This window comes from Photobacterium pectinilyticum, from assembly GCF_024357955.1.
GTDB classification, from domain to species: domain Bacteria; phylum Pseudomonadota; class Gammaproteobacteria; order Enterobacterales; family Vibrionaceae; genus Photobacterium; species Photobacterium pectinilyticum.
In genome coordinates this window covers 113,462-130,295 of sequence record NZ_JANEYT010000004.1, presented here as the reverse complement: position 1 = coordinate 130,295, position 16,834 = coordinate 113,462, and the positions used below count along the sequence as shown (strand labels likewise).

The following is a 16,834-nucleotide window of genomic DNA, read 5'->3' as shown; positions in this document are numbered from 1 at the left end:
AATGAGTTCTAAGTCAGTTTACCTAGAACCAAGAGGAAGCGCGGAGTTTACGAACGTAAATGAGCACTTCCGATGCAGTTATCGCATTAACTGGCGACGATAAATCAATTAAGCTCGTGGGAGGTAGTCTGCGATACCAACCCACTTATAGCTTGTTAACTCTTCCAGCCCCATCGGACCACGGGCATGCAGCTTCTGGGTCGACACGGCAACTTCCGCGCCGAGACCAAACTGTGCGCCATCGGTAAAGCGGGTTGAAGCATTGACGTAAACCGCCGCTGAGCCGGCTGCATTGACGAACCGCTCTGCCGCGACCAGATCGTTGGTCATGATCGCATCGGAGTGGCTGGCGTTGTGCTTACGCATATGGGCGATGGCTTCTTCCACATCTTTGACAACTTTGATCCCTAGCGTGAAGCTCAACCATTCGGTGTCGTAGTCACCTGTAGCTACACGGCGTAGGCTTGCCGCTTTGCCTTCAAGTAGCTCGTAGGCATTCTCGTCAGCCACTAGGTCAACATTGCTTACATTTAAGCGCTCGGTCAGACGAGGCAAGAAAGCCTCTGCGACTTTCTCATGGACCAGTAAGGTATCAAGGGCATTACAGGCCGACGGACGCTGTACCTTGGCATTCTCCACTACATCTAGCGTGCGCGAGAGATCTGCCGAGGCGTCAACGTAAACATGGCTAATACCGAAACCGCCAATTATCACTGGGATAGTGCTGTTTTCCTTACACATCTTGTGTAGGCCTGCACCGCCGCGCGGGATGATCATATCAACATACTGATCCATCTTCAGCAATTGGGAAACCAACTCACGATCAGGTTTTTCAATGTACTGTACCGAAGCTGTTGGCAGCCCAGTTTTCTCAAGAGCAACCTGGATCACTTTAACCAGCTCCATATTGGAATGGAACGTCTCGCGACCACCACGAAGGATACTGGCGTTACCGGTTTTCAGGCACAAGGCAGCGATATCGATAGTCACATTCGGCCGAGCTTCATAAATCACGCCAACCACACCTAGCGGTACGCGACGGCGGCTCAGTCGCATTCCGTTTTCCAGTACTTTGCTATCTAGCTCAGCACCCACAGGATCGTTAAGGCTGATCACGTTGCGGACATCATTGGCAATACCGACCAAACGCTCGGCATTGAGTAACAGGCGATCAACGAGCGCATCAGTCATACCAGCTTCTTTAGCAGCGGCAATATCTTTGGCGTTGGCCGCCAAAATCACGTCTTGGTTTGCTTCTAGCTCATCGGCAATCACAGCCAATGCACGGTTTTTCTGTTTTGTTGCTGCCGTTGCCAGTTCGAAGGCAGCCTGTTGCGCCGCTTGGCCCATCAGTTCAAGATTCATGTTCTTTTCCCTTACGTTTCAATACGAGTTAGATGACTACCAAGTCGTCACGGTGTACAGCAACTGGGCCATATTCATAACCCAACACCTGATAAATATCTTGACTGTGCTTACCAGCAATTTTCGCCAGATCGTCGCTAGAGTATCGGCTGATCCCGCGGGCAAGCAGTTCGCCTTGGGTATTGAAAATCCGAGCCACTTCTCCACGCTCGAACTCGCCTTTCACCTTGGTGATCCCTTTCGACAGCAGGCTACTTCCGCGCTGCTGCACAGCAACCGCTGCACCTTGGTCGATCACGATATCTCCAGCAGGCGGAGGACCAGCCAAAATCCAACGTTTACGGCTTTCCAGCGGTGACTCCAACGGTAAGAAACGGGTACCGACAGACGTACCTAGCGCTAAATCTGCCACCACATCAGGACGGCTACCGGCAGCGATAATCACTTCAATACCCGCACGACGTGCAACATCAGCTGCTTGCAACTTGGTTGCCATGCCACCGGTACCCAGACCACCGACACTGCCACCTGCGATCTTACGCAAGGTTTCATCGATAGTATGAACTTCACGGATCAACTCAGCGTCTGGGTTGTTGCGAGGGTCGGCAGTAAACAGCCCTGGCTGATCAGTCAGCAGCAATAGCTTATCGGCCCCAGCCAAGATACCGACCAATGCCGAGAGATTATCGTTATCACCCACTTTGATCTCAGTGGTTGCAACGGCATCATTCTCGTTCACAACCGGGATAATACCGTTATCCAGTAGGGCAACAATCATATCGCGGGCATTGAGGTAACGCTCGCGATCATCAAGATCCGCACGGGTTAACAACATCTGCCCCACGTGCAAGCCATAGATTCCGAACAGGCTCTCCCACTCTTGGATCAAGCGGCTTTGACCAACAGCTGCCAGTAATTGCTTACTCGCCATGTTTTTGGGCAGTTCGGGGTATCCTAAATGTTCTCGGCCAGCGGCAATCGCGCCAGATGTCACGATAATGATCTTGTGGCCCTGACGGCGCAATTGTGCGCACTGACGAACCAGTTCAACCATATGGGCACGATCCAGCTTTAGTGTTCCGCCGGTCAATACGCTGGTACCCAGCTTGACAACGATAGTCTGCGAACTGTGCCTGACGTCTTGGTTTTGAGACCCGTTTTTCGAGCCTACGGTTACCAAGTCCTTGTTTTTTTCATTTAGGATATTTGTCTCTGCCATGGGGATAAAACAAAAAGAATAAGTAGAATGATGTTGTATCAATACCCTATCTAAATCACAAGAAAAATGCGCCAATTAGGCGCATTTTTCTTCATTTAACATCAGGCTGGATAGTTAGGCGACACTACCTAGTTCAGGCTCTTTTAAGACCTTTGAGGGCGATAAGGTCAGTTCAAACTCTTTTTGCAACAAACCTTCTAATTTCGGATAAAAATCGTCTAATGTTTGCTGCACCGCTTTCTCATGTTTGGCAGGAACCGGATCTTTCACCCATTCACCAGCACCGTCATAACGACCAAAGCCATAGTGATAGTCAAAGCCCTCATCATTGGCCTCGATGATGAACCACCAGCCCCAAAATTCACGCTCATCAGGCGCCTTTTTGGCGCTAACACAGCTTGAAAGGCAGTCAAAGAAAAAATGCCCTTCAGAAGACAGAGGCTGACGTAAATAGGGTCCCAAAGCCGTCAGTTTTGTCATCAAACGCCCATGGGGCGGGAAAGTCTTTTCGGTCGTCATAGTCATCTCCATCCCTAGCAATAATTTACCTATTCCATTTAAGCCATAAACCGCCCGCTTGGCAACAATTTATTTACAAAACAGACATATTGATAAAGACTTCTTGATATTGATACGTGCTAGGCGAGCTTTTCCTTCAGCCAATCAACAACCGTGATCATTGCGCGGTGGTAGCCATCATGCAGCGGCTTATTTGGCATAGTAACGGCTTTCCCCCCTCTGCTCGACATCGCAATAAGCTGGTTATCGAATTCCGAACACACCGGATCATCCTTAAGGCCAATACCCAACATCGGCACATCAACCTTACGGCGCCCTAACAAGCCCTGATTCTTCAGCGACCAAGCTGAAAGGTGGGCGACTAGACTCGATTTAGAAACGCCATTTTTACCTAATCGTGATGCAATCATATCGAGGTACATTCTAGGCATAGCATCCAAACGCTTAGGATCTGCCAAGAAGCTATGGATAATTCCGCCAATGCTAACACAGGTTTTCAGCCTGGACGGCTCAAGAAAACCAAGCCGGATGGCCGCATTTCCCCCCAAGCGCAGCCCCAGCATTGCAACACGGGTATGATCAACCCATGGCACATCCATAAGCTGCTGCAGCAGAGCCTGATGCAGTCGGCTGGTATCTTCGGTCAATGACCAATGGCTACTGTGGCCGACCGAAGGCATATCCAGGGTGATCATCGCAAAGCCCGCAGGCCCGAAGTACTTTTGATACAAACGCAATAGATCTGACTGCAGGGTATCCAAACCACCACTGACAATCACTGTTGGCAATAGCTTGTCGGTACGAGGCAAGTGAATAAAAGCTTGGAATGTCTTGTTCTCGTATTTGACATCAATGGTCCGCATTTGGTGTGGCATGTTTTCCATTGCATCGCGATAAGCCTGGTTGGCTTGCAACTCAGCTTGGGTAGAAAGATCATCCCCCTTAAGATGCGGGTAGGCACCGATGCTGTAATGCATACTGGCAGTGATTAACTGTTCGGCTGCTTTTTCCTTTTCGCCCTGCGCCAGCAAATCTCGCGCAGCCTTGTGGTACATCCCCCCGGATTGGCACCACTCATACACCCAGTTTCCCGGCTTGTAACCGATAACAGTATCAAGTAAATCATCGCGGGTACGTGGTGCATCGGAATTGGCCATCCTAGAAAGGATCGCTTCGAGCTCTATCGGATCAACCCCCTGCCAGATCCATTGCGGTCGCCGCATTACACGGTACCAGCCAACTTCACTATCTCCGTCAAGGGCGCTGTGGATTGGTGTATCGACGACATTGGCCAATTTCACCAAACTCGACGTTTCTTTGGAGGTTTGCCTAGGGGCAAAGAGCTTTTCGGAAAGATTGGTATTGGACGATTCAGACACGTTCAGCTCCATATTGATACGCACAAGCCGAACTAAACAGATTAAACAAACTGGGCAGCCTCAGCATAGTCATCAGCGCCCAGCACCTGTTCAGTTATCTGCATGTGCTTATAGTGTTTATATTTTTAAAGTATACCACCCAACAGGTACTTACAGTATGAGCCGACAGACAAATCCCACCAGTTGCAGAACCAGTACACCTCAGCAAAAGAACTCAGCTATGCTTTTACTTACCTATCAGTATTTCATACGGTGGTAAGTATGCGATATGCCCTTTGTCTTTGTGCTTCGCTTTTTTTCTCTTCATCAGTACTCGCTTTTGGTAGTGGCGGTTCATTGGGGGGCAACCCCGGCGAGGCCTCTGGCGGTGTCAATGCCAAAACCCCTCTATGCTTAGACGTATCAGGTGAACGGATCCCCGATAGTTTCCAGACCAAATACCAACGCCAATGTACAATCACCGGTAATACTATGGTTGATCTCATCAACTACAACAACTACTACCGCAACAAACCCAATGGCGAGTCCCTATCGGATATCAGAGCTAAAGCCAGTTAATACCATGCTTTTCAAGAATACCAATCTGGATAAGTAGTTGATCAAGTATTTATGTAGGTTGGTATAACATTTTAAGCATAAAAAAAGGAGCCATAGGCTCCTTTTTACTTACTCAAGTTTACTCACTCAAGCGATATTATTTTTTCGCAATTGGATCAACGTAAGTCACGGCCATGTCCCATGGCTGCTCGATCCACGTTTCCTGCGGGATGTCTACCACGTAGTCATCAACCAAGTGTTGGCCTGCAGGCTTCGCACATACGGTCACGAATTTTGCTTTCGGGTACATCTTACGGATCATTTCCGCTGTACCGCCAGTGTCCACCAGATCATCGATAACGATGAAGCCTTCACCATCACCTTCAGCTTGTTTCAGTACCGTCATCTCACGTTGGTGATCGTGGTCGTAGCTTGAGATACATACTGTATCAACATAACGAATACCAAGTTCACGCGCCAAGATTGCAGATGGAACCAAACCACCACGGCTAACGGCAATGATACCTTTCCACTGATCGGCAGGAAGTAGTTTCTCTGCTAGCTGGCGGGTATACATTTGCATGTTGTCCCAAGTGATGATGAACTTATTACTCATATCCGATGAACCTCTGAGTCAGCAGATAAACTGCTGTATGTATTTATTTACTGTTATAGAAAAATAATTTTAGCAACAAATAGGGCTGCGATAACCCAAACGCTAATATTTACATCACGACCTTTGCCACTCATCGTTTTGACGGCAGCGTAGGTGATAAAGCCAAGGCCAATACCTTCCGCGATGGAGTATGTTAACGGCATCAGTAGGCAAACTACAACTACTGGTGCTGCTTCTGTTAAGTCACGCCAGTCAACGCTAACCAAGCCAGACATCATCAAGATGGCTACGTAGAACAACGCACCTGCTGTCGCATAGGCAGGAACCATACCTGCTAGCGGTGCAAAGAACAATGCCAACAAGAATAATACGCCTACCGTCACAGCAGTCAGACCCGTACGGCCGCCCACGGCCACACCTGATACACTTTCGACGTAAGACGTGGTGTTTGAGGTACCCAGAACAGCACCAACAGACGTTGCCGTACTGTCGGCCAATAACGCACGGTTAAGACGCGGTAGCTTGCCATCCTTATCAATCAAATCAGCTTTCGTCGCGACACCGACCAAGGTGCCTGCAGTATCAAACAGGTCGACGAATAGGAACGCAAAAACAACTGAAATCAAGCCCACTTCTAGTGCGCCAGAGAAGTCCATCTGCATAAAGGTCGGAGCAATGCTAGGTGGCGCTGACATGATACCAGCATAGGTCACTTCGCCCACCAGTACGCTGATAGCCGTTACGGCCAAAATCGCAATCAATACCGCCGCTTTGTAACCACGGTGCACCAGCGCAATCGTCAGGAAGAAGCCCAGTGAAGCCATTGCTGCCGGGAAGCTTGTGAAATCACCCACCTGTACAAGAGTTGCAGGGTTATCAACAACGATGCCAGAACTTTGCAGTGCGATAAAGGCCAAGAACAAACCAATACCCGCCGAAATCCCGATCCGTAAGGCATGAGGGATCGAGTTAATGATCCACTCCCGAACCCGCAGCACACTCAAGGCAATAAAGCACAGGCCCGACAAGAAAACGGCTGCCAGAGCAACCTGCCAAGTATGGCCCATACCCAACACAACACCGTAAGTGAAGAAGGCATTTAGCCCCATACCTGGAGCCTGTGCAACCGGATAGTTAGCGACAAATCCCATGATAAAACAGCCAACAACAGCAGCAAGACAGGTCGCAACAAAAACGGCACCTTGGTCCATACCTGTTGCCGACAGCATAGATGGGTTTACAAAAATGATGTAAGCCATCGTCAAAAAGGTAGTCAGACCCGCTAGCAGCTCAGTACGAACATCAGTACCGTGCTCTTTGAGTTTAAAAAGTTTCTCAAGCATTGCTCTCGATTCCTTGGAGATATTAGCAATTGATATTGATTTATAGGATCTGCCGAGCCCGTATCCCGGATTCCACACATCATGAACATTAAAGAAATAGTAAACGATTGCGTCTCTATTTTAGGGGGCGATTATATGCTCGATTATTATCAATTTCCAGTAAATAACGTATTTATCATCAATGAATACAGGCAACCGAATAAAAAACCAACCATAAAAAACGACTAAAAATAAAAGCACTTAAAAACAACAACTTAATCAATTAACAGCATGGTTACATTTCATTCAATTACTATTTTTCACCTATGCGCAATCGTTAATATGAAGCGAAAGAGTTCTTTATTTAGCGGCTACCACTGTATGTAATCGAATACACCCAAAAGGTATGAGATAAGGTGATATAAAACACGTATTGGTATGATAGGGAGGCAGTGGTAGATGAAACGAAGGAATAAAAAAAACGCCACTTCAACTTGAAGTGGCGTCAGAATGTAACTACAAACCGAAGTGCGGTTTTAAGATATTCTTAAACAAAGGGGGTGAACAAAAAAATTGACCACATAGATCTGCCCGGCCATGTAAAACCAGACAAACCACAGAATTAATAACCGAACGAGCTTGGGTATTTAAAGTTGCCAGTGTATACAGCGCGGCTGTTCCAAAATTTATTAACAGATTCAAATACTTTCATTTTATCACCTTGACTATTAAGTAATAAGTACACACGTTTTGTGTGTTAGGCCATCTTGACCTGACTTCAACTCGGTTCCTTGGAGGCGATATCTCGGGCTCATCCTAGAGCAAAATTTTCTATCGTTCGTCTTCGTTCAGAAGATGAGCTAACTATAACCTCGCCGTAATAAACTTTCAAGCATTTTCTTTAACTGCGTCACACTTTTGCCCATATTGAGTGATAGAACAACGTTTTCTGTAATTAAATTACAAAATAAGGGTTCACGGCCTCACCATTTAGAGACCAACGTGTAACCCTCCACCTATTAAACAACAACATGGATATAACATACCTTATTCAGGTGGACGCATCGCAATAGCAGCAAAGGAGGGATTTAGCTGTTACCGTTTAGGGCACAGTGGTATCCTTGAGGTTAACTGCGATAGTTAATTGTTCTGAATAACTTTGCAATATAGTTAATTTATAACCAATTTATCGACAATAACTAAAAGTTTATAAAGGAGACTGCTGTGTCTGAAATCAGTCAACTGTCACCACAGCCTGTGTGGCAATTCTTCGACCAAATCTGCTCAATCCCACACCCTTCTAAGCATGAAGAAGCCCTAGCCCAGCACATTATCCAGTTTGCTGAAGCTGAAGGCCTTGAAGTGCGCCGTGATGCTGTGGGTAATGTCTTCATCAAAAAGCCGGCGACACCGGGCATGGAAGACCGCAAAGGTGTTGTTCTTCAAGCTCACATTGATATGGTGCCGCAGAAGAACGAAGATACTGACCACGACTTCACAACAGATCCTATTCAGCCATATATTGATGGTGAGTGGGTGACGGCCAAAGGCACAACCTTGGGTGCCGATAACGGTATGGGCATGGCGGCTTGCCTTGCGGTACTGGCATCAAAAGATATCGAGCATGGTCCGTTAGAAGTCCTGCTGACCATTGATGAAGAAGCCGGTATGACGGGTGCCTTCGGTCTTGAAGAAGGTTGGCTGGAAGGCGATATCCTGCTAAACACCGACTCAGAGCAAGAAGGCGAAGTCTACATGGGCTGCGCCGGCGGTGTTGACGGCTCCCTTGTTGTTGATATCCAGCGCGATGAGACACCTGCTGATTACCAAGCAGTAAAACTAATAGTTAAAGGCCTTAAAGGCGGTCACTCAGGCTGTGATATCCACACCGGCCGTGGTAATGCCAACAAAATCCTTGGCCGCTTCCTATTTGGTCACGCCGAAGAGCTAGGCTTGCGCCTAACTTCTCTTACTGGTGGCAGCCTACGTAATGCTATCCCACGAGAAGCAAGCGCTGTTGTTGCTCTACCCGCAGAAAATGTTAACAAGCTTAATCAGTTGTTCGCTTACTACCAAGAGCTACTGACCGCTGAACTTGGCCGTGTCGAAACCGGCATCAACCTCTTTACCGAAGCGGCAGATCTTCCTGCTGATGTACTTGCAACCGCTGACCAACAGCGTTTCATCAACATGCTGAACGCTTGCCCTAACAGTGTGATCCGCATGAGCGATGATATCCAAGGTGTGGTTGAAACGTCACTGAACGTCGGTGTGATCACGACTGAAGCTGATAAAATCACGGTACTGTGCCTGATCCGCTCGCTGATCGACTCTGGCCGTAGCAATGTTGAAGGTATGCTGAAAGCTGTCGCAGCTCTTGCTGGCGCAAGTTGTGAGTTCTCCGGTACTTACCCTGGCTGGAAGCCTGATGCAGATTCTGAAGTCATGCACCTGTTTCGTAAAACGTACGAAGGCATCTATGGCCGCGTACCAAACATCATGGTGATCCACGCAGGTCTTGAGTGTGGTCTGTTCAAGAAGCCCTACCCGAACATGGATATGATTTCTTTCGGTCCAACTATCAAGTTCCCGCACTCACCGGACGAGAAAGTTCAGATCGACACCGTTGCCCTATTCTGGGAGCAAATGGTTGCGATCCTGAAGAACATTCCGGTAAAAGCATAATATTCACGGCTTAAGTGACTGATACGAAAAGCGAGCTCCTGTGGGCTCGCTTTTAAAACAACGACAGCTGTTGCGCCCGAGTACCAATCTCCAACCCAACACTGATCCCAATCAAGCGGATCTCCCTGTCCTGCTGGCGGGTCAAAGCCTCTTTCAACAGCCCAACAAACTGAGCCTTGTCCAACTTAGGCTGGGTATGCTCAACCGTGGTTTGCTGAAAGTCCGCAAACTTCACCTTTACGCCCTGCTTGGCAATATTGAGTTCAGGCCGGACCCGTTTGAGGCGCTTTTCCAATTCAGGAAACAACCGCTCTATCACTTCCCAGCATTGCTCATAACTACTGATATTTTGGGTGAAGGTTCGCTCTACCCCGACGGATTTACGTTCGCGCTCCACCACCACTTCCCGCTCATCAATCCCATGGGCACGGGACCATAGCGACTGGCCGAATTTGCCGAACTGCTGCAGCAGCAAATGCCTGTCGTATTGCTGCACATCTTTGCCGACATACAAACCTTTATCATGTAGCTTTTGGATGGTGACCTTGCCGACACCGGGGATTTTCTCAAGCTTCAAGTCAGCGACAAACTCGGGGATCTGATCGGGTGTCACAACATACTGACCATCGGGCTTATTGAGATCCGAGGCTATCTTGGCAATGAACTTAACCGGCGCAATCCCGGCTGATGCCGTCAGGTTCAGCTCCTCACGGATGGTGCGGCGGATATCTTCGGCAATCAAGGTTGCGGAGCCATGGCACAGCTCGCAGTCGGTCACATCAAGGTAGGCTTCATCGAGGGATAGCGGTTCTATTTTATCGGTATAACGCTGGAAGATTTCGCGGATCTGAATCGATACTTCCTTATAGACCGCCATCCGGCCAGATACCAACGTCAGGTGCGGGCAGAGCTGCATGGCCTTTCCGGTCGGCATCGCCGAGCGAACACCGTACTTGCGCGCCAGATAATTACAAGTGCTGATCACCCCTCGTTGCTCGGATCGCCCACCGATCGCAATAGGAATATCACGCAACTCAGGATTGTCTCGCATCTCGACCGCCGCGAAAAAGCAATCCATATCCACATGAATGATCTTTTTCTGCGTCTTGGCTGGGTTGGGGGGGGGCAACGGAGACATACGAACTAGCACCTGATTACTGTTTTTTTATACAGTAACATTATAGAGGCTAGAGCAAACAGTGTGAAGCATAACAAAAGCCCAGCAAAATGCCGGGCTTCAAATCAGGGTAAGCGAGCCAGTCAGGGCTTGCCCGATCAGATGATCTGGTTTTTCTTCCACTCTGCAGCGCGGGCTTCGCGCGCTTCACGTTTAAGGCGCGCATCACATGGCTCAGGGCAATCACACTCTTTGGCGATACCGATCCCGTCAAGACCACCACAGCTACCACTCACGCTTTTACGCTGGAAGATATAACCGACAGCCATCGCCGCGATAACCAACAAAAACACAGCAAAGGTCGTTACATAGATAACCATTGTTCAATCTCTACTTTTGGTTCATATAAGGGGCAAAAGCATCAGAAATATATTCCTTGAAGCCTTGCTCTGTTTTCACAACCAACAACAATGGAATCTGCTCTTGGTTAGCCAATGCCAGTGCCTTTTTCTCACCCATTACAGAGAATGCCGTCGCCAATGCATCTGACGTCATACTTGATGGGTGTAGCACTGTTACCGATACCACATGGTTAGAAATCGGCATACCGCTTTTGGGATCGATCAGGTGAGAATAACGCACACCATCTTCTTCGAAGTAGTTACGGTAATCTCCTGAAGTAGCAACCGCCATATCACCCGGCTCAATCACTTCTTGAATCGCTCGGCTACCGTCTTCGGTTGGCTTCTCAATCGCGATGCGCCATGGTACGCCTTCGAGGTTATTGCCTTTCAGGCTCAGTTCACCCCCAATCTCAACCAGGTAATCGGCCACGCCTAGATCATCAAAGTAATCGGCCACGACGTCAACCCCAAATCCCTTGGCAATCGAAGACAAGTCGACATACAACTCAGGGATATCCTTGGTCAGGGTGTTACCTTCCACACTCAAGTGGTGAATACCCACTATCTCGCGGCGCTCCGCCAGCTCCTGTTCGGTCGGAGTCTTCTCCGGACGCGCTTCAGGGCCAAAGCTCCACAAATTTACAATCGGTCCAACCGTTACATCCAATGCTCCGTCAGTCAGCTTAGCAAGGCGAATGGCCTCCGTCACCACTTTAGCCGTGTCGGCTGATACCTCGAACGGCTCATTGGCACGGAATTGGTTAAATTGACTGAGCTCGGAATGCTTACGGTAAGTCGACATCTGGTCATTAACCAATTCCAGTCGACGGTCAATTTCTGCCTGGATATCCGTGGCAGACGGTAAGCCTTCCTGCTTAATCAACTTAATTGAATAGTAGGTTCCCATGGTCGAACCGTTAAGGTGAATCAATTCACGCTGATCGCTACAAGCCGATAGGGTAATAACCAGCGCAAGCATCAGCAATGCGCGGTGCAGTAACGTCTTCATCCAACTACTCCCCAAATGAAAGACAGTCATTGTTATTAGTTATGTGAAAGCGCTAAGTATGAAAAACCATATGTTACATACCGTTATTATACGCTTATTACGAAAAAAGGCTGACCCCAGAGGGGATCAGCCAGTTTTTCAGTGTGTAGCTAATTAGCCACCGAAGTCATCCAACAGGATGTTTTCGTCTTCAACACCAAGATCTTTTAGCATGCCGATAACAGCCGCGTTCATCATTGGTGGACCACACATGTAGTACTCACAATCTTCAGGCGCTTCGTGATCTTTCAAGTAGTTCTCGTAGATCACGTTATGAATGAAGCCTGTGTAACCATCCCAGTTATCTTCTGGTAGTGGATCAGACAGAGCAACATGCCACTCGAAGTTGTCGTTATCCGCTGCTAGCGTATCGAAATCTTCAATGTAGAACATTTCACGCTTAGAACGAGCACCGTACCAGTAAGTCATCTTACGCTTAGATTTCAGGCGTAGAAGCTGGTCGAAGATGTGCGAACGCATAGGTGCCATACCAGCACCACCACCGATGAATACCATTTCGTTGTCAGTTTCTTTCGCGAAGAACTCACCGAATGGACCAGAGATAGTACACGTGTCACCAGCCTTAAGCGACCAGATGTACGATGACATAATGCCAGGTGGTACATCCGGGTTGTTTGGCGGCGGCGTTGCAATACGTACGTTCAGCTTGATCAAGCCTTTCTCTTCTGGGTATGACGCCATAGAGTAAGCACGGATTGAGTGCTCTTTCACGATAGACTCGTAACGGAACAGGTTAAACTTGTCCCAATCTTCACGATATTCCTCAGGAACATCGAAGTCAGAGTACTTAATGTGATGTGGTTCAGCTTCAATCTGAATGTAACCACCTGCACGGAAAGGAACTTCCTCGCCTTCAGGGATTTTAAGCACAAGTTCTTTAATGAACGTGGCTTCGTTATCATTCGAAAGAACTTCACATTCCCACTTCTTAACACCAAAGATTTCTTCTGGAAGCTCGATGTCCATGTCAGACTTAATGTTAACCTGACACGCTAAACGCTCGCCTTCACGTGCTTCACCTTTAGTGATGTGGTCAAGCTCAGTTGGTAGGATATCGCCACCACCAGTCTTCACTTTCACACGACACTGGCCACAAGAGCCACCGCCACCACATGCAGATGATACGAAAATACCATTCGCTGATAGAGCGTTTAACAGTTTGTCACCGGCAGCGGTTGTAATCGCTTTTTCCGGATCACCATTTACTGAGATAGTAATGTCACCTGATGGTACCAGCTTAGATTTAGCGAAAAGAATCACTAAAACTAGAGCCAGGATAATCAAGGTGAACATGACTACGCCAAGAATAATATCCATTGATTTTATTCCTTATTATCCTGATTACAGCTGAACGCCGGAGAAGGACATAAAGCCCAACGCCATAAGGCCAACGGTGATGAATGTGATACCTAGGCCACGAAGACCAGGAGGTACATCTGAGTATTTCATCTTCTCACGGATACCCGCAAGAGCAACGATTGCTAGCATCCAACCGATACCAGAACCTAGACCATATACAACAGACTCAGCAAAGTTGTAATCACGCTGCACCATGAAAGATACACCACCGAAGATTGCACAGTTAACTGTGATCAGCGGTAGGAAAATACCTAGTGCGTTGTATAGCGGCGGGAAGAAGCGGTCCAGAACCATTTCCAGGATCTGTACCAATGCCGCGATAACACCGATGAACGTAATAAAGTTCAGGAAGCTAAGGTCAACACCCGCAACAATGGCGCCGTCTTTTAGCAACAGGTTGTAGATCAAGTTGTTCACCGGTACAGCAATCGTTAGTACAACGATAACCGCGACCCCCAGACCGAAAGAAGTTTTTACTTTTTTCGATACCGCTAGGAATGTACACATACCTAGGAAGAACGACAGTGCCAAGTTCTCGATAAAGATCGATCGAACCAGAAGGCTAATATAATGTTCCATGTTCCCCTTACTCCTTCGCTTCGATTTGTTCTGGACGGATGATACGGATAGCCCAGATCATGAAACCAATCAGGAAGAACGCTGATGGTGCTAGGATCATCATACCGTTTGGCTGGTACCAACCACCGTCAGACACTAACGGTAGGATTTCCACACCGAATAGTTTGCCTGAACCAAATAGCTCACGGAAGAAAGCAACTGTGATAAGTACGAAGCCGTAACCAAGACCGTTACCAATGCCGTCTACTAGAGATGGCAATGGCTCAGACTTCATCGCGTATGCTTCAGCACGACCCATAACGATACAGTTCGTGATGATCAGACCAACGAATACAGAAAGCTGCTTCGAGATATCATAAACAAATGCTTTCAATACCTGGTCTACCACAATTACCAACGAGGCGATGATCGCCATCTGTACGATAATACGCACACTGTTAGGAATGTGGTTACGGATCAGAGATACGAACAAGTTAGAGAACGCACATACGAATGTTACCGCAAGGGTCATTACGAATGCTGTTTCTAGTTTGGTTGTAACTGCCAGTGCAGAACAAACACCAAGCATCTGAAGCGCGATCGGGTTGTTGTCGAGAAACGGCGCAAACAGAATCTTCTTCATTTCTTTAGTATCAGCCATTGTTTAGGCCTCCTTCACGCACTTTAGTCAGGAATGGACCAAAGCCCATGTCGCCCAACCAGAAGTCGAAGGTGTACTGAACACCATTTGCAGTTAGGGTTGCACCAGACAGGCCATCTACACCGTGGATATCGCCTTCAGGTGCACCACCTTTAACGACACGGATAGCTGGTTTGCTGTTGCTGTCGAACAATTCTTTACCAACGAACTGGGCGCGCCAGTTCGGGTTCTCGATCTCACCACCAAGTCCAGGCGTTTCACCCTGCTCGTAGTAAGTGATACCCGCAAGCGTGTTACCGTCAGTTTCTACGGCGATAAATGCGTACATCATTGACCACAGACCACCACCGTGTACTGGCAGGATAAGTTTCTCGATGTTATCGTTCGCATCTTTCACTAGGTAAACTGTTGCAACATTTGCACGACGAATGATCTTCGCTAGATCTTGGTCACCTGATAGGCGAATAGACTGAGCTGGATCTTTCGCTGCGTCACGCTGGCTGTACTCAGATGCCGTAGCACCTTCTTCAGTTTGCTCGACAAATTCACCGGTTTCTAGGTTAACAAGCTTAGGTTCGATGAACTGGTCATACGCTTCAGTAATGTTCGTGCCATCTTGAAGAAGGCCCGCTACTGAAAGGATATTGCGCTGAACATCAAGCACCGCATTCTTCTGCTGCAGTGGACGCAGAGCAACCGCCGCTGCTGATACCACGATTGAGCACACTAGGCTCAGTGCGATAACAACAATTAGCGTCTTTTTAATGCTATCGTTATTACTTGACATGACGAGCTAGTCTCCGCTTGATATTGCCCTGAACTACTAGGTTGTCAAATAGAGGTGCGAATAGGTTAGCAAATAGGATTGCTAGCATCATACCTTCTGGGTACGCAGGGTTAACCACACGAACCATAACAGCCATTGCACCGATTAGCGCACCGTACCACCACTTACCTTTATTGGTAAATGAAGCAGACACTGGGTCGGTTGCCATGAACATCATACCGAATGCAAAACCACCAAGAACTAGGTGCCAGTGCCATGGCATGCTGAACATTGCGTTAGTATCAGAACCAATAATGTTGAATAGCGTCGCTGTCGCGATCATACCGATAAGCGTACCCGCGATGATGCGCCATGAAGCAATGCCCATGAACACGATCATTGCGCCACCAAGGATGATAGCTAGCGTTGAAACTTCACCGATAGAACCAGGGATACGGCCGATGAACGCGTCCATCCAGCTTACTGCATCGCCAGTTACAGTGTTCATCACTGACGCTTGACCACCGTTTGCCCACTGGCTTAGTGCAGTTGCACCAGAGAAGCCATCTGCCGCAGTCCATACTAGATCACCAGAGATCTGAGCTGGGTATGCGAAGAATAGGAACGCACGGCCTGCCAAAGCAGGGTTAAGGAAGTTACGACCAGTACCACCGAAGATTTCTTTAGCAACGACAACACCGAAGGTAATACCTAGTGCTGCCTGCCATAGTGGTAGTGTTGGCGGTACGATCAGTGCGAAAAGGATTGAGGTTACGAAGAAGCCTTCGTTAACTTCGTGCTTACGCACCATACAGAATAGAACTTCCCAGAAACCACCTACTGCAAATACAACAGCATAAATAGGTAGGAAGTAGGTCGCACCCAGTAGCATTTTACTACCCCAGCCAGCGTCTGCTGACATGGTGCCGCCTAGCATTTCTGTTAGCCAGTAGTGCCAGTCACCTGCAACAAGCGTTGCCAGTTGCTCACCCACATACATGTGGTTAAGCGCAGTGATAGCCTGGTGGCCTGTGTTGTACATACCCCAGAACATTGCTGGGAAAACCGCAAACCACACCATGATCATGATGCGTTTTAGGTCAACGCTGTCACGAACGTGTGCGCTTGTACGTGTTACTTGGCCTGGCGTATACATCAAAGTTGCAAACGCTTCGTAAAGCGCAAACCACTTTTCATGCTTACCACCTGGCTCAAAGTGGTGTTCAACCTGCTCGAGTAAATTCTTGAGGCTCATGAA

The 16,834-nt window shown here is 48.1% G+C and carries 17 protein-coding genes; 2 read left to right on the top strand and 15 right to left on the bottom strand.

What is annotated here, in order from left to right; translation table 11 throughout:
• Positions 1-108 precede the first annotated feature (108 nt).
• The 4 genes from NHN17_RS03310 to frsA form a co-directional block, all read right to left on the bottom strand.
• Positions 109-1,365, bottom strand: a complete 1,257-nt coding sequence (locus tag NHN17_RS03310) for a glutamate-5-semialdehyde dehydrogenase (RefSeq protein ID WP_255040708.1) — start codon at positions 1,363-1,365, stop codon at positions 109-111.
• Positions 1,366-1,393: 28 nt separating this feature from the next.
• The gene (gene proB / locus NHN17_RS03305) at positions 1,394-2,584 is read right to left on the bottom strand and encodes a glutamate 5-kinase (protein WP_255040707.1); all 1,191 of its coding nucleotides are present in this window, start codon (positions 2,582-2,584) and stop codon (positions 1,394-1,396) included.
• 114 nt (positions 2,585-2,698) lie between these two features.
• The gene (crl, locus tag NHN17_RS03300) at positions 2,699-3,103 is read right to left on the bottom strand and encodes a sigma factor-binding protein Crl (RefSeq protein ID WP_255040706.1); all 405 of its coding nucleotides are present in this window, start codon (positions 3,101-3,103) and stop codon (positions 2,699-2,701) included.
• A 119-nt stretch (positions 3,104-3,222) separates the two neighbouring features.
• Positions 3,223-4,482, bottom strand: a complete 1,260-nt coding sequence (gene frsA, locus NHN17_RS03295; RefSeq protein ID WP_255040705.1) for an esterase FrsA — start codon at positions 4,480-4,482, stop codon at positions 3,223-3,225.
• A 261-nt stretch (positions 4,483-4,743) separates the two neighbouring features.
• On the opposite strand from frsA, the gene NHN17_RS03290 reads away from it, so the two are divergent.
• Positions 4,744-5,040: a hypothetical protein gene (locus NHN17_RS03290; RefSeq protein WP_255040704.1), complete on the top strand. Its 297-nt coding sequence runs from the start codon at positions 4,744-4,746 to the stop codon at positions 5,038-5,040.
• Between the two features lie 136 nt (positions 5,041-5,176).
• Here NHN17_RS03290 and gpt read toward each other — a convergent pair whose 3' ends face one another.
• The 3 genes from gpt to vcdP all read right to left on the bottom strand — a co-directional run bounded on the left by gpt (position 5,177) and on the right by vcdP (position 7,669).
• Entirely contained in the window at positions 5,177-5,635 is a 459-nt protein-coding gene (gene gpt / locus NHN17_RS03285; protein WP_255040703.1) for a xanthine phosphoribosyltransferase, read from the bottom strand.
• 53 nt (positions 5,636-5,688) lie between these two features.
• Positions 5,689-6,978: an NCS2 family permease gene (locus tag NHN17_RS03280; RefSeq protein WP_255040702.1), complete on the bottom strand. Its 1,290-nt coding sequence runs from the start codon at positions 6,976-6,978 to the stop codon at positions 5,689-5,691.
• A gap of 601 nt (positions 6,979-7,579) precedes the next feature.
• Entirely contained in the window at positions 7,580-7,669 is a 90-nt protein-coding gene (gene vcdP / locus NHN17_RS26150; protein ID WP_507237090.1) for a small protein VcdP, read from the bottom strand.
• A gap of 512 nt (positions 7,670-8,181) precedes the next feature.
• On the opposite strand from vcdP, the gene NHN17_RS03275 reads away from it, so the two are divergent.
• Positions 8,182-9,642 (top strand): aminoacyl-histidine dipeptidase, encoded by a 1,461-nt coding sequence (locus tag NHN17_RS03275; RefSeq protein ID WP_255040701.1) that lies wholly within the window; start codon positions 8,182-8,184, stop codon positions 9,640-9,642.
• A 52-nt stretch (positions 9,643-9,694) separates the two neighbouring features.
• Here the strand turns inward: NHN17_RS03275 and dinB are convergent, their stop codons facing one another.
• The 8 genes from dinB to NHN17_RS03235 all read right to left on the bottom strand — a co-directional run bounded on the left by dinB (position 9,695) and on the right by NHN17_RS03235 (position 16,831).
• Positions 9,695-10,780 (bottom strand): DNA polymerase IV, encoded by a 1,086-nt coding sequence (gene dinB, locus NHN17_RS03270; RefSeq protein ID WP_255040700.1) that lies wholly within the window; start codon positions 10,778-10,780, stop codon positions 9,695-9,697.
• Positions 10,781-10,917: 137 nt separating this feature from the next.
• Entirely contained in the window at positions 10,918-11,139 is a 222-nt protein-coding gene (gene nqrM / locus NHN17_RS03265; protein ID WP_107350587.1) for a (Na+)-NQR maturation NqrM, read from the bottom strand.
• A gap of 10 nt (positions 11,140-11,149) precedes the next feature.
• Positions 11,150-12,160, bottom strand: coding sequence for an FAD:protein FMN transferase (locus tag NHN17_RS03260; protein WP_255040732.1), 1,011 nt, complete (start codon positions 12,158-12,160; stop codon positions 11,150-11,152).
• A 165-nt stretch (positions 12,161-12,325) separates the two neighbouring features.
• Positions 12,326-13,549 carry an NADH:ubiquinone reductase (Na(+)-transporting) subunit F gene (nqrF, locus tag NHN17_RS03255; protein ID WP_255040699.1) on the bottom strand — a complete coding sequence of 408 codons (1,224 nt, stop codon included), beginning with the start codon at positions 13,547-13,549 and terminating at the stop codon, positions 12,326-12,328.
• Between the two features lie 24 nt (positions 13,550-13,573).
• Positions 13,574-14,170, bottom strand: a complete 597-nt coding sequence (gene nqrE, locus NHN17_RS03250) for an NADH:ubiquinone reductase (Na(+)-transporting) subunit E (protein WP_255040698.1) — start codon at positions 14,168-14,170, stop codon at positions 13,574-13,576.
• A 7-nt stretch (positions 14,171-14,177) separates the two neighbouring features.
• Complete coding sequence (locus NHN17_RS03245) at positions 14,178-14,810, bottom strand: NADH:ubiquinone reductase (Na(+)-transporting) subunit D (protein ID WP_255040697.1); 633 nt, start codon at positions 14,808-14,810, stop codon at positions 14,178-14,180.
• On the bottom strand, positions 14,803-15,597 hold the full coding sequence (locus NHN17_RS03240) for a Na(+)-translocating NADH-quinone reductase subunit C (protein WP_255040696.1): 795 nt from the start codon (positions 15,595-15,597) through the stop codon (positions 14,803-14,805). Before NHN17_RS03240 ends, NHN17_RS03245 begins: the two co-directional genes overlap by 8 nt.
• Positions 15,587-16,831, bottom strand: coding sequence for an NADH:ubiquinone reductase (Na(+)-transporting) subunit B (locus NHN17_RS03235; protein WP_255040695.1), 1,245 nt, complete (start codon positions 16,829-16,831; stop codon positions 15,587-15,589). Before NHN17_RS03235 ends, NHN17_RS03240 begins: the two co-directional genes overlap by 11 nt.
• Positions 16,832-16,834 lie beyond the last annotated feature (3 nt).